Origin of the sequence: Streptomyces sp. SYP-A7185 (assembly GCF_046103685.1) — a bacterium.
Classification (GTDB): domain Bacteria; phylum Actinomycetota; class Actinomycetes; order Streptomycetales; family Streptomycetaceae; genus Streptomyces.
Genome location: NZ_CP122310.1, coordinates 7,151,205 through 7,164,320 on the forward strand (window position 1 = coordinate 7,151,205; position 13,116 = coordinate 7,164,320).

Annotated in this window: 11 protein-coding genes; 8 read left to right on the forward strand and 3 right to left on the reverse strand. The window is 71.2% G+C overall.

Annotation, left to right across the window (positions count from 1 at the left end):
• Positions 1-54: 54 nt before the first annotated feature.
• The 4 genes from QBL25_RS31345 to QBL25_RS31360 all read left to right on the forward strand — a co-directional run bounded on the left by QBL25_RS31345 (position 55) and on the right by QBL25_RS31360 (position 4,422).
• The gene (locus QBL25_RS31345) at positions 55-840 is read left to right on the forward strand and encodes a Tat pathway signal sequence domain protein (RefSeq protein ID WP_409060298.1); all 786 of its coding nucleotides are present in this window, start codon (positions 55-57) and stop codon (positions 838-840) included.
• Positions 841-902: 62 nt separating this feature from the next.
• Positions 903-2,222, forward strand: coding sequence for a copper amine oxidase (locus QBL25_RS31350; protein WP_409060299.1), 1,320 nt, complete (start codon positions 903-905; stop codon positions 2,220-2,222).
• Between the two features lie 103 nt (positions 2,223-2,325).
• Positions 2,326-3,567, forward strand: coding sequence for an SAV2148 family HEPN domain-containing protein (locus tag QBL25_RS31355; RefSeq protein WP_409060300.1), 1,242 nt, complete (start codon positions 2,326-2,328; stop codon positions 3,565-3,567).
• A gap of 129 nt (positions 3,568-3,696) precedes the next feature.
• Positions 3,697-4,422 carry a 3'-5' exonuclease gene (locus tag QBL25_RS31360; protein ID WP_409062838.1) on the forward strand — a complete coding sequence of 242 codons (726 nt, stop codon included), beginning with the start codon at positions 3,697-3,699 and terminating at the stop codon, positions 4,420-4,422.
• Between the two features lie 12 nt (positions 4,423-4,434).
• Here QBL25_RS31360 and QBL25_RS31365 read toward each other — a convergent pair whose 3' ends face one another.
• The gene (locus tag QBL25_RS31365; RefSeq protein WP_409060301.1) at positions 4,435-5,289 is read right to left on the reverse strand and encodes a phosphotransferase enzyme family protein; all 855 of its coding nucleotides are present in this window, start codon (positions 5,287-5,289) and stop codon (positions 4,435-4,437) included.
• 182 nt (positions 5,290-5,471) lie between these two features.
• Here QBL25_RS31365 and QBL25_RS31370 point away from each other — a divergent pair, with 182 nt between their 5' ends.
• From QBL25_RS31370 to QBL25_RS31380, 3 genes are read left to right on the forward strand one after another with little or no spacing between them, the layout of a single operon-like run.
• Positions 5,472-6,395 (forward strand): carbohydrate ABC transporter permease, encoded by a 924-nt coding sequence (locus QBL25_RS31370; RefSeq protein WP_409060302.1) that lies wholly within the window; start codon positions 5,472-5,474, stop codon positions 6,393-6,395.
• A complete protein-coding gene (locus QBL25_RS31375) occupies positions 6,392-7,234 on the forward strand; it encodes a carbohydrate ABC transporter permease (RefSeq protein WP_409060303.1) in 843 nt (280 codons plus the stop codon). Before QBL25_RS31370 ends, QBL25_RS31375 begins: the two co-directional genes overlap by 4 nt.
• Positions 7,234-8,523, forward strand: a complete 1,290-nt coding sequence (locus tag QBL25_RS31380; RefSeq protein WP_409060304.1) for an ABC transporter substrate-binding protein — start codon at positions 7,234-7,236, stop codon at positions 8,521-8,523. The genes QBL25_RS31375 and QBL25_RS31380 overlap by 1 nt, the downstream gene beginning before the upstream one ends.
• Before the next feature lie 12 nt (positions 8,524-8,535).
• On the opposite strand, the gene QBL25_RS31385 is transcribed toward QBL25_RS31380, so the two are convergent.
• Together QBL25_RS31385 and QBL25_RS31390 are read right to left on the reverse strand one after the other, a co-directional pair.
• Positions 8,536-9,366 (reverse strand): response regulator, encoded by an 831-nt coding sequence (locus tag QBL25_RS31385; protein ID WP_409060305.1) that lies wholly within the window; start codon positions 9,364-9,366, stop codon positions 8,536-8,538.
• Positions 9,363-10,580: a sensor histidine kinase gene (locus QBL25_RS31390; RefSeq protein WP_409060306.1), complete on the reverse strand. Its 1,218-nt coding sequence runs from the start codon at positions 10,578-10,580 to the stop codon at positions 9,363-9,365. The genes QBL25_RS31385 and QBL25_RS31390 overlap by 4 nt, the downstream gene beginning before the upstream one ends.
• Positions 10,581-10,851: 271 nt before the next feature.
• Here QBL25_RS31390 and QBL25_RS31395 point away from each other — a divergent pair, with 271 nt between their 5' ends.
• A complete protein-coding gene (locus QBL25_RS31395) occupies positions 10,852-13,077 on the forward strand; it encodes an MMPL family transporter (protein WP_409060307.1) in 2,226 nt (741 codons plus the stop codon).
• Positions 13,078-13,116: the final 39 nt, after the last annotated feature.

The following is a 13,116-nucleotide window of genomic DNA, read 5'->3' on the forward strand; positions in this document are numbered from 1 at the left end:
GACCACATACTCGGAATGCCCCTTCTCGGGGCTCGTGGGGGAAAAGGGGAGTAAGTGCGAGAGCTAGTCAGACGCAACCTGGGCAAGGTGATGGCGGGCGCGGCAGTGGCCGTGGCCGCCGCCGCGGTGCTGGTGGGCGTCACACTTCCGGGGGCGGGCGAGTCGGGGGACCGCCGGGCCAACGCGGCGGACGCGCAGCAGAACGCGATCGCGAAGGACGGCGTGGTCGAGGCCGCGCCCGACGAGGGGGAGAAGGGCATCGGCAGCGATCCGCTGACCGACGCCGAGATCGAGCGCGCCGAGAAGGCGTCGGTGACGGGCGGCATGCGCTCCAGCGCCAGGGACGTCGAGGGCGACCGCGGTCCGCAGCTCCTGTCGACGAACCTGAGCGAGCCGGAGCCCACCGACACGGGCGCCGCCGCCCCGCGCCGTGCGGAGGTCGTCTACTACGACTACAAGAAGGACGCGGTCATCACCAAGACGGTCAACGTCGAGACCGGCAAGGTGGAGGACACGAACACCGCGCAGAACGTCCAGCCGCCGCCCAGCCAGGAAGAGCTCGCCGAAGGCGCGCAGCTCCTGATCGCCGACCCGCTGGGCAAGGGCCTGAAGCAGGACTTCAAGCACGCCACGGGCAAGGCGCTGACCGGCCCGGGACAGCTCCAGCTCAGCGGCATGGTCTTCCGCAAGGAGACCGTCGAGCGCGTCCCGGCGGGGCTCGCCGAGTGCGGCAAGCACCGGTGCCTCCAGGTCGTCACCAAGGTCAAGAACGGCCCGTGGATCGACACCCGGTCCCTCGTCGTCGACCTGAGCAGCCGCTCCGTGGGCCGCCTCGGCTGATTCCGGCCGCGCGCACCACACCACACTTCTGCTTCTCCTCGTACGAGGGAGTTCTCACCGCAATGCACGTCAACAGACTTTCGCGCGCCCGCAAGAAGGCCACCATGGCCCTCGCGGTCTCCGCGCTCATCGGCGGTGCCTTCACCGCCGCCTCACCCGCATCGGCCCTGCCGCAGGCGCCCGCCGCCCCCGCGGCGGCGGCCGCCGACTGCAGTGACGCCTACAAGATCGAGCAGACCGTCGACGGCGGCACGACCTGGCGCATGTGCTGGCACTACAACACGCTCTCCGGTCTGATCCTCGACAAGATCAGCTACCAGCCCAAGGGCGAGGCCAAGCCGATACCCGTCCTGACCAGCGCCCGGCTCGCGCAGGTCCACGTGCCCTACGACGACGGCGAGGCCGAGTACGACGACGTCACCGGCACCGACTTCGGCCAGGCACTCCAGAACCTGAACCCCGGCGAGTGCCCCGGCGGCACCATCAAGACCGTGAAGGTCCCGCAGCGGGGCAACGTCAAGGGGCTGTGCGCCACCACGCGCGCGCGGGGGCACGCGTACCGCCTCAACGACGACGAGAGCACCGGCGGCACCGGCAAGGTCTACACGGGCCAGGGCAAGGACCTGCTCGTCTACACCGTGAACAAGGCCTCCTGGTACGAGTACATCACCGAGTGGCGGTTCTCCTCGGACGGCACCATCACCTCCCAGGTCGGTGCCACCGGCAGCCTCTCGCCGTACGACTACGACGGCGGCGACAGCCGTGGCTGGCCCATCGGCAAGGGCGACCAGGCCAAGGCCGAGAGCCACGCGCACAACGTCTTCTGGCGGCTCAACTTCGGCCTGGACGGCTCCCCGAAGGCCAAGGTCGAGCAGTACGACTCCAAGGTCACCCCGCCCACCGGCCAGGGCAGCCCCACCACGAAGACCACCCGCACCAAGGTCACCAAGGAACTCGCCGGTGACCGCAAGGACATGCGCTGGTGGCGCGTGGTCAGCGGCGCGGGCAAGAACAAGGACGGCCACCCCCGTTCGTACGAGATCGTGCCCGGCGCCAGCAGCAAGCACGCCGGACGCCCCTTCACCAAGCACGACGTGTACTTCACCGAGTACAAGAAGTGCGAGCAGTACGCGAGCAACAACCCGGGCTGCGCGGGCGGCGCGCCGACCAGCGTGGACAAGTGGGTGAACGGCCAGTCCCTGACCCACCCGGTCACCTGGGTCCACATCGGCTTCCACCACATCGCCCGTGACGAGGACCAGCAGCCGATGCCGGTCCACTGGCAGGGCTTCTCGCTGGCCGCGCGCGACGTGACCGCTATGAGCCCGCTCACTCCGCAGGAGCTCGCCGGCCAGAACGGCCAGCCTCCGCTGGGTCGTTGAGAATCCACCCTTGCCATCCGGCTGCACCGCCCGCCGCTCCCGGAGTACCCTTCCTTGATCGTTGAACGGGGGAGTGCTCTGGGGAGCGGAAGGGGTGCGCTGAGTGAGCTCGGGAGGGCGGGAACTGCCCCCTGGTGACGAGGGTCACGAGGGGAGTTCCGCGGACGGCCCGCCCGGAGCGGTGTCCCTGGCGCGGCCGATGGAGATGGGATCTCAGATCGGACCCGAACTGGACTGGGGCGCCGAGGCCTGGCGCGAGGTGCGCACACGCGCGCAGCGCGCCGGGCGGGCCTACATCTGGCTGAATCTCGTGGAGCAGCGGCTGCGCGCGGTCGTGGCCGCTGTTCTGCGACCCATCTACGAACCGGTCCACGCCGACGACTGGGTGGTCGCCGCCGCCGGACCCGCCGGGCAGGAGTGGGTCCAGCGGGCCGTCGCCGTACGCGAAGTGAGCCGCCGCAAGGGGTACTTGCTCGACCCGGCCGACGACAACGTCCTCAGCTTCCTCACCCTGCCCCAGCTGCGCGAGCTGATGGTGCAGCACTGGCCGTGCTTCGAGCCGTACTTCGACGACCGCAGGGACGTCGAGCTCGCCCTGGACGAGCTGGAAGTGACCCGCAACGTCGTCTCGCGCAACCGCGCGCTGTCCACCGCCGTGCTCGCCCAGGCCGAGCGCGCCTCGGCCAAGCTCCTGGACATACTCGGCGCGGGCACCGACACGCCCTCCGCGCGCCGGCTGCCCGTCGACGCCGTCGAGTCCCTGGTCGGCGACCGGTACGCCGACGTGGTGGGCGTCCACTCCGACCGGGTGCGCCTCCTGCGGCAGTTCCCGGCCGAGGACATCTTCGGCGGGGCCCGCCGCCTCGACGCGATCGGGATAGGCCTGAACCTCCTGGTCCAGAACTTCTCCGGGCGCCGCCTGGTGCGCCTGGCCGAGTCCGGCTGCCGGGTGCGGCTGCTCTTCCTCAACCCGGCGAGCAGCGCGGTCAAGCGCAGGGAGCGCGAACTGGGCCTGAAGCGGGGTGAGCTGAGCCGTGGCGTCGAGATGAACATCCTGCACATGCGCCGGGTGCGGGCCCGCCTGCGTGACCCGGGTGCCTTCGAGATCCAGGTGTTCGACGAGACGCCGCGCTTCACCGCGTATCTGGTGGACGGGGACGGCGCGGACGGCATCGCGGTCGTCCAGTCGTACCTGCGCAGGACGCGCGGGATGGAGGCGCCGGTGCTCGTGCTGCGCGGTGGCCGTCGGCTGGTGAAGGCGGACGAGCCGGACGAGAGCGGACTCTTCGAGACGTACCGGGAGGAGTTCGAGCTCGCCTGGGCGGACTCGCGGCCGGTCTCCTGAGCCGTGGGGTCCGGGCCGTCCGCGCGCTCTGCCGGGGCGGCAAGCGGAACGCGCCACTCGGATTGTCAGTGGCGCGTGGGATCGTGGTGGTCAATGGGGGAAAGCACCACAGAGATAGGGGGCGCGGCCATGGGCTGGCACCGGGAGCTGCTGATCGGTTTCGACCTGGAGACGACCGGGACGGACCCGCGCGAGGCGCGCATCGTCACGGGCGCGGTCATCGAGGTCAAGGCCGGCGAGACGCTGGGCCGCAGGGAGTGGCTCGCCGACCCCGGGGTCGAGATCCCGGCGGAGGCCGTCGCGGTGCACGGCATCTCGAACGAACGGGCCGCCGCGGAGGGCAGACCGGCCGCCGAGGTCGCCGACGCGATGGCGGCCGTCCTCGTCTCGTACTGGCAGACGGGCGTCCCGGTCGTGGCGTACAACGCGACCTTCGACCTGACCCTGCTCTCCGCCGAGCTGCACCGGCACGGCCTGCCGTCCCTGCGCGAGCGCCTGGGCGGCGCGGAACCGGCCCCGGTCATCGATCCGTACGCGATCGACCGCTCCGTCGAGCGGTACCGCAAGGGCAAGCGGAACCTGGAAGCGGTCTGCGCGGAGTACGGCGTGCGGCTGGAAGCGGCGCACGACGCCACCGCCGACGCCCTGGCCGCGGCCCACCTGGCCGCCGCGATAGCCGATCGCCACCCCAAGCTGGCGGCCTTCGGCCCGGCGGAGCTGCACCGCCGTCAGATCGACTGGTACGCCGAGTGGGCGGCGGACTTCCAGAAGTTCCTCCGCAAGAAGGGCGAGACCGACGCGGTGGTGGACGGCACCTGGCCGCTCCGGGAGGAGTTCAGCGCGTCCGGCGTCTGACGGCCCGGCACCCTAGAACGGATACCACCGGACCGCCGTGTCCCCGTCCCGGAGCGAGGCGACCCGGCGGCGGAACTCGGCCAGGGCCTTCGGATTGGTCGGCGCGTGCTGGGCGACCCACGCACAGCTCGCCGTCTCCCGGGCGCCCCGGAGCACCGCGCACCCGTCCCACTCCCGTACGTCCCAGCCGTACTCCGCGACGAACGCGTCGTACGCCTCGGGCGCCAGACCGTACCGGTCCCGGGAGAGCGCCAGGACCACCAGGTCGTGCTCCCGCAGGTCGGCGGAGAAGGTCTCCAGGTCCACCAGGACCGGTCCTTCCGCGCCCACCAGGACGTTGCGGGGCAGTGCGTCGCCGTGGATGGGGCCGGGGGTGAGGCGCGGGGTGAGCGCGGCTGCCGCCGCCTCGAAGCCGTCCCTGCGCTCGCGCAGGTAGTCCGCGTCCCCCGCGTCGATGGTGTCACCGGCGAGCCGCAGCCACCGCTCGACCCCGCCGAGCAGCTCGCGCCGGGGCAGCTCGAACTCCGGGGCGGGCAGCGCGTGCACCAGGCGCAGGAGTGCGGCCAGGTCGCGCGGCTCGGCGGGCCGCACGGATTCCGGAAGCCGGTGCCACACCGTCACCGGATGGCCGTCCACCAGCCGGGGCTCGTCCTCGGCCGCCCGCACCGCGGGCACCCCCGAGTCCTCCAGCCAGCGTGCGATCCGCAGCTCCCGCCGCGCCCGGTCGAGGAGCTCGGGCGCCGCACGCCCCACCTTGACCACCGACCCGCCACTGCCGAACACCGCGTTCTCGCCCAGCGCGAGCAGCGCCGCCTCCCGGTCGAGCCCCGCGGCGGCCAGTACGTCCCGTGCCCGCGCCTCGTCCATCCGTTGCCTCCCGCACCGCTCGCCGCGTACTTCACGCGGACCGGGGCACAGTGTCCCATTCGTACAGGCCACGCCGTTGTGGGGCCTGCGCAGCTGCTTGACGTATCAAGATCCCATCAGCACGATGACGGGGGCCGCGTGGGCGGCCAAACCCCGATGAGCCGCCCAAAGGAGCCGATTCCGTGACATTGGCGACCGCGACGAAGCGGTCAGCGAACGGCGCGTCCGCCCGCAGAGGCGCGGACCACGGCGCCTGGTTCCTGGTGCTTCCCGCACTGATCCCGATCCTGATCCTGAGCGTGGGCCCTCTCCTCTACGGCATCACGCTCGCGTTCACCGACTCCCAGTCCGGCCGCACCGAACCCACCGAATGGATCGGCCTCCTCAACTTCCAGGACCTTCTGCACGACACCCTGTTCTGGGACTCGTTCCGCATCGGTCTGCTGTGGGCGGTCGGCGTGACCGTGCCGCAGTTCCTCCTGGCGCTCGGCCTGGCCCTGCTGCTCAACCAGAACCTGCGCTTCCGCTGGCTGGCGCGCTCGCTCGCGATCATCCCCTGGGCGATGCCCGAAGTGGTCGTCGGCATCATGTGGCGCCTGGTCTACAACCCGGACGCGGGCGTCCTGAACGAGACCTTGGGCAACCTCGGCCTCGGCGACGGCCGCGACTGGCTCACGGGCCTGAGCACCGCACTGCCCGCGGTGATCGTCGTGGGCATCTGGGCGGGCATGCCGCAGACCACCGTCGCACTGCTCGCCGGACTGCAGAACACCCCGCGCGAACTGCACGAGGCGGCCGAGATGGACGGCGCCGGCGCCTGGCGGCGCTTTCGCACGGTCACCTGGCCCGCGCTGAAGCCGGTCGCCCTCGCCATCACGGCCCTCAACTTCATCTGGAACTTCAACTCCTTCGCCCTCGTCTACGTCCTGACGAACGGCGGCCCCGGCGGCCGCACCCGCCTGCCCATGCTCTTCGCCTACGAAGAGGCCTTCCGCTACGGCCAGTTCGGCTACGCGGCGGCGATGGGCTGCGTCATGGTCGCGGTGATCTCGGTGATCCTCGCCTTCTACCTCGTGGGCCGGCTGAAGGGAGGCGACGAGAAGTGAGCACCACACGCACCGGCAAGCCCGCCCGCGCCGGGCAGTACCTCGCGCTCCTCGGCTACCTCGTCTTCCTGGCCTTCCCCTTCCTCTGGCTGATCTCCACGGCCTTCAAACCGCCGCGCGAGCTGGCCAGCCTGCACCCCACCTGGATCCCCAAGGACCCCACCCTCGCCAACTTCCGCCAGGCCTTCGACGAACAGCCACTCCTTCGCGCCGCGGGCAACTCCCTGATCGCCGCGGTCTGCGCGGCCCTCATCGCCGTCGCCATCGCCACCCCGATGGCGTACGTCATGGCACGCCACCGCACGGTCCTGGCGCGAGCGGCCACCGGCTGGGTCGTGGTCAGCCAGGCGTTCCCCTTCGTCCTGGTGATCATCCCGCTCTTCCTGGTCCTGAAGAACCTCGGCCAGATCAACTCCCTGCCGGGCCTGATCATGGTCTATGTGGTGTGGGCGCTGCCCTTCGCGCTGTGGATGCTGGTGGGCTATGTGCGCGCCGTCCCCACGGAGCTGGAGGAGGCGGCGGCGGTCGACGGCGCGGGCAAGCTGCGTACGCTCGTCTCGATCACCGCGCCGCTGCTCGCACCCGGCATCGTGGCGACGGTCCTCTTCGCCTTCATCACCGCGTGGAACGAATTCTTCTTCGCGCTCGTCCTGCTCAAGACCCCGGAGAAACAGACGTTGCCGGTCGTCCTCACGCACTTCATCGGCGCGGAGGGCGCCGCCGACCTCGGCCCGCTCGCCGCGGCCGCGTTCCTGGCCACCCTTCCCTCGCTCGTCATCTTCGCGATCATCCAGAAGCGGATCACGGGCGGCATGCTGACCGGGGCGGTGAAGAGCTGATGCGCGCACGCCTCACCGTCGCCGTGACCGCGGCCCTCGCGCTGCTGCTCTCCGGATGCAGCGGCGACTCCGACGGCTCCGACGACGGCCGGATCACCCTGCGCTTCCAGTCCCTTGCCTGGCAGAAGGAGTCGGTCGACGCCAACAAGGAACTGGTCGCGGAGTGGAACGCCGCCCACCCGGACGTCAAGGTCGAGTACGTCCAAGGCAGTTGGGACAGCGTCCACGACCAGCTCCTCACCTCCTTCGAGGGCGGCGAGGCGCCCGACATCATCCACGACGCCTCGGACGACCTGGCCGACTTCGCGTACGGCGGGTATCTCGCGGACCTCGACGAGCTGCTGCCCGACCGCCTCAAGTCCGACATCCCCGAGCGGAGCTGGCGGACGACGACCTTCGGGGACGGCGTCTACGGCGTGCCGTTCCTCCAGGAACCCCGCGTCCTGATCGCCAACGCGACATGGCTGAAGAAGTCGGGCGTACGGATCCCGACGCCCGAGAAGCCCTGGTCCTGGGACGAGTTCCGGACGGTGACCAAGGAACTGAGCGACGGCAAGGGCAAGTACGGCGTGGCCTGGCCGCTCAAGGAGCCGGTCTCCGCGACGCTCAACCTCTCGCTCTCCACCGGCGGCCGGATGTTCCACCGCGGCGCGGACGGCAAGGTCGACATCCGCTTCGACGAGGCCGACGCGATCATGCCGCGCACGGTCCACGATCAGGTCAACGTCGACAAGAGCGCATCGAGCACGACGCTCGGCATGGGCGGCTCCGACACGCTGCCGGGCTTCTTCGGCGGCAAGTACGCGATGGTCCCGCTCGGCTTCTCCTACCGCCAGCAGATCGTCCAGCAGGCGCCCGAGGGCTTCGACTGGCAGGTGCTGCCCGCACCGGCCGGAGCGGAGGGGCTCGCCCAAGGAGTCAGCCCGCAGACCCTGTCGGTCTCCGAGGACACCGAGCACAAGAAGGAGGCGGTCGAGTTCATCGACTTCCTCCTCCAGCCGAAGAACATGGTGCGCCTCGCCCGGGGCGACTGGATGCTGCCGACGGGCGAGCAGGCCCTGAAGGACCCGGCCCTGCGCACGAAGAAGAACGACTGGGCGGTGGGCACCGCGCTCGCGGAGGACCTCCGCTCGGCGCCCGCGCAGTCGGTGCGCGGGTACGCGGAGTGGAAGGACAAGGTGGCGACACCGGCGCTCCAGGAGTACTACAGCGGGGCGATCGACCTGGACGAGCTGCGCAAACGGCTGGTGAAGGACGGGAACCTCGTGCTCAAGAGGTACCAGCGCTAGGCCGGGGCCAGGTCAGGGGCGGGAGCCGTTTCCCTGGCCCGCCCGCACCAGTCCCGACTCGTACGCGGCGATGACCGCCTGCGCGCGGTCGCGGACGCCCAGCTTGGCGAAGATGCCGGTGGCGTGGTTCTTCACGGTCTGGACGCCGATCTCCATCCGCCGCGCGATCTCGGTGTTGTCGAGGCCCGCGGCGATCAGGCGGAGCACGTCGACCTCGCGCGGGGTGAGCCCGGCGAGGTCGGCCGTCGGCGGGTGCGAGGCCGGGGCCGGGGTCACGAAGGTGGCCAGCAGCCGGGTCAGGAGCCGCGGGGCGACGACGGCCTCGCCGCGGTGGACGGTGCGCAGCGCGGCCACCAGTTCCTCGGGGGAGACGTCCTTGGGCAGGAACCCCGCGGCTCCCGCCCGCAGGGCGCCGACCACGTGCTCGTCCATGTCGAAGGTGCTGAGCGCGAGCACCCGGCACCCGGGCAGCTCGGCGGTCAGGCGTTCGGTGGCCCGGACGCCGTCGAGCACGGGCATGCGGATGTCCATCAGGACCACGTCGGGGCGCAGTTCGAGGGCCGCCGCGACCGCCTGCTCGCCGTCGCCCACCTCGCCGACGACCCGGATGGCGGGGTCCGAGAGCAGGATCAGCGAAAGCCCGCGCCGCACCAGCGGCTGATCGTCCGCGATGAGTACGGTGATGCCGTCGGACGCACCGCCGGACTCGTTTCCGGTCTCATTGCCGGGCGCGCCACCAGTCTCACCGCCGGACTCGATTCCGGTCTCACTGCCGGGCGCGCTGCCGGTCTCGCTGCCGGGCGCGCTGCCCCGCTCGGCCCCGGGTTCGGTGGGGGAAGTCATCGGATCCCGTCCTTCTCGTACGTGTCGGTGGACAGCGGCACGCTCGCGGTCACCGCGAACCCGCCTTCCTCGCAGGGGCCGGCCCGCAAGGAGCCGTCGTGCAGGGCGACGCGCTCCCGCATGCCCAGCAGACCGTACCCACCGCCCTCGCCGCCGCCGGGCACCTTGCCGCCGGACGCCTTGCCGTCCCCGGCGCCGTCGTCGGCCACCTCGACGGTGACGCGGTCCGGGAGATAGCTGAGCCGCACCGTGGCGCGCGCGGGCCCGGCGTGCTTGCGGGCGTTGGTCAGCGCCTCCTGGACGATCCGGTAGAGGGTCAGACCGACCGGCATCGGCAGGGCCACGGGCCGCCCGGTGACGTGGAGTTCGGCCGGCAGGCCCGCCGCGGTCGAATCGGCGACGAGCCGCTCGATGCCGTCCACCCCCGGCTGGGGTTCGGACGGCGCCTCCTCCGGGGTGTCGGTGCTGCGCAGCACCCCGAGGAGCTGGCGCATCTCCCGCAGCGCCGTGCGGCCGGACTCCTCCAGGGTCACCAGCGCCTCGCGGGCCGTGTCCGGATCGCGGTCCAGGGTCGACCTGGCCCCGCCGGACATCAGGTACATGGTGGTGATGTGGTGGGCCACGATGTCGTGGAGCTCCCGTGCGATGCGGCGCCGCTCCTCGGTCACCGCGCGGTCGGCCAGGAGCTTGCGGTTGATGTCCAGCTGCTGTTTCCACTGCCGCACGGCCAGGCCCACGCCGACGACGAGGCACGGCGTGACCAGCACGTCCGTGAGGCCCACGCCCAGGAAGGGCACGTCGTTGTTCAGATACCGCGCGAGCTGCACGGGCGCGGTGCCGAGGACCCCCAGCGCCACGGCCCGCCGCCCGCTGTACCGGGCCACGGTGTAGAGCGCCACCGTGACGGCGGCCCCGTAGCTGTTCGACATCGGTGTGCCCGGATCGATGACCAGGCCCAGGTTCACGGCCAGCTGCACGGCGAGGACCACGGCGAGCACCGGCGCGGGGTGATGGCGCCGGAAGAGCAGCGGGACCACGGACGAGACGACCAGCAGCACACCGAGCACGGTGAAGGGCGCCTTCGGGGCCTCCTCGCCCGGAGCGAGGTAGGCCAGTACGTCGAACCCCACCGCGACGACGGCGACCGCCACGTCGCCCGGCGTCGGCCGCGGCCCGCCCTTGGGCGGTGCCGGCGGGAAGAAGTCACGGCCCATCCGGGCGCCTCCTGGTCGAGCGGTGGTGCGGGCCCTGATGTTCCCGTCTTTCGCCTCCATTACATCCCGGACCGCCGGGCCGGGAATCGCCGCGGTTGGGGTTCTTCCGCCCAGTACTCCGGTACTGGACGCGGGGGAACACCGGACCACGGTCACGGGTGCGTCCCCTTCCGGCGGCCGACGCTCTCAAGTGGTTCTCCGTGATGACCTGTTGGAGCCTCGAGAAATTCTCCTGGCCATTCCGCCGCCCCGGGAAAAGCAGGGACAAGAAATGATCCGCACACTCACCTCGTTCTCCACCCGGCATCGATGGCTGACGATCGTCGTCTGGACCATCCTCGGAGCGGCCTTGTCGTTCGTGGGGAACACGATGATGTACGACGTCACCAATTCCCGGGCGGGGGATTTCCTGCCCGAGAAGTACGACTCGGCGATCGCCCTGCGCATCGCGGAGGAGGAATTCGGCACCAAGCCCGACCCCAATGCCCTGACCGTGCTCGTCGGCAGGGACGACGGCGGGAAGCTCACGCCCGGCGACCAGCGGAAGATCACCGAAACCGCCGCCGACCTGGGCCGTGAGCGGGTCGTCGCGCCGAAGCCCGAAGAGCTGATGAAGGACCACTCGCAGACCCCGCGGGTCGCGCCGGGAGCCGTGGCCCCGGACAAGTCGTTCCGGCTCCTGACGGTGTCGCTCTCCGGAAATCCCGCCGACCCGGGCGTGCAGGACGTCTACAAGAAATTCCGGGACGGCGCGAAGGACCAATTCGCCGCCGACGGCCTGCGCGTGGGATTCACCGGCGGAATAGCGTCCGTGACCGACGACACGGATGCCGAGGAGCCCACGGCGAAGGTCGTCTCCAGCCTGACGATGGGACTCATCGTCCTCCTGAACGTCCTGGTCTTCCGCAGTCTGGCCGCCGCATTCGTGCCCCTGGTCGCGGTCGCGCTCATCGGCGGTGTCGCGTCGGGAGCCGTGGTCGGCGCGGCCAAGCTCTTCGGCATCAGCCTCGACCCGTCCACTCCCTCGCTGATCGGTGTCGTACTCCTGGGAATCGGGATCGACTATTTCCTCTTCCTGATGTTCCGCTTCAGGGAGCAGCTGCGGAACCATCCCGAGCAGAACGCCAGGGCCGCCGCGGCGGAGACCACCGGGCGCGTGGGCAGCGCGATCACGTCCGCGGCCCTGACGATCGTGGCCGCCTTCGCGACGCTCGGTCTGGCCAGCTTCGGCCAGTTCCGGGTCCTCGGCCCCGCCATCGCGATCTCCGTCCTGGTGATGCTCCTCGCCAGCCTCACGCTCATGCCCGCGCTCCTCGCCGTGCTCGGCCGCGGCATGTTCTGGCCCGCACGCGCCTGGAAGAAGGAGCGCACCGACGGACTCAGCGCCCGCTTGGGGCACGCGGTGACCGCACGCCCCGTGCGGTACGCGCTCGGCAGCCTGGTGCTGCTCGGGGCGCTCGGCGCCGGCGCGCTCGGCATGAAGATGAGCTACGACCAGCAGGGCCTGCACGAGACCGCCGCGGTCAGGACCGCCGAGCAGATCTCCCGCAGCCTGCCCGCGGGAGTGTCCGACCCGCACAGCGTGTACGTACGCGGCTCCGAAGGCGGTGACCTCGCGCAGAGTTCACTGACCGGCATGACCCGGGCCCTCGCCAAGACGGAAGGCGTCGGCGAGGTGGGCAGGCCCGTGCTCAGCAAGGACCGCACGGCCGCCCGGGTCGACCTGTTCCTGAGCGTCGAATCCGACACGCAGAAGGCACGCGACCTGGTCTCGGGGCCCATCAGGGACACCGCGTCCCGGACCGCGCCGGAGGGCACCAAGGCCTACGTCACGGGCACGGCCGCCGTCTTCGCCGACATCTCCACGGCCGTGGAGAAGGACCTGCGCCTGGTGTTCCCGGTCGCCGCCCTGCTGATCGCGGTGATCCTCTTCCTGCTGCTGCGCTCCCTGCTGGCGCCGGTGGTGCTGATGATCGCCGTGGGGCTCGGGTTCGTCGCCACGCTCGGCGCGAGCACGCTGCTCTTCCAGCACGGCCTCGACCGGCCCGGGGTGTCGTTCACGCTGCCCCTGGTGCTCTTCCTGTTCGTCGTCGCCCTCGGCACCGACTACAACATCCTGATCACCGACCGGATCAGGGAGGAGATGGCGAAGCCGGGTCCGGCGCGGCACGCCGTGGCCGAGGCGGTCCGGCACACCGCGCCCGCCGTCGCCACGGCCGGGATCGTGCTCGCCGGTTCCTTCGCCAGCCTGGCCGCGAGCCCCTCCACCCAGGAGATCGGCTTCGCCACCGGCCTGGGGATCCTGCTCTCCTCGCTCGTGCTCTCCCTGGTCCTGGTGCCCGCGCTCGCCGCGCTCCTGGGCCGCGGACTGTGGTGGCCGCGCAGGTCGAACCGGCCCCAGAACCACCACGGCACACCTGACGGACCGCGGCACGCCCCGGCCCCCGCGCCGTACCAGCCGCACGCGTCCGCACCGCCGTACGCGGAACGTCCGTAACCGCCCTACGCGGAACGCCCGTAACCGCCGTAACCCCTG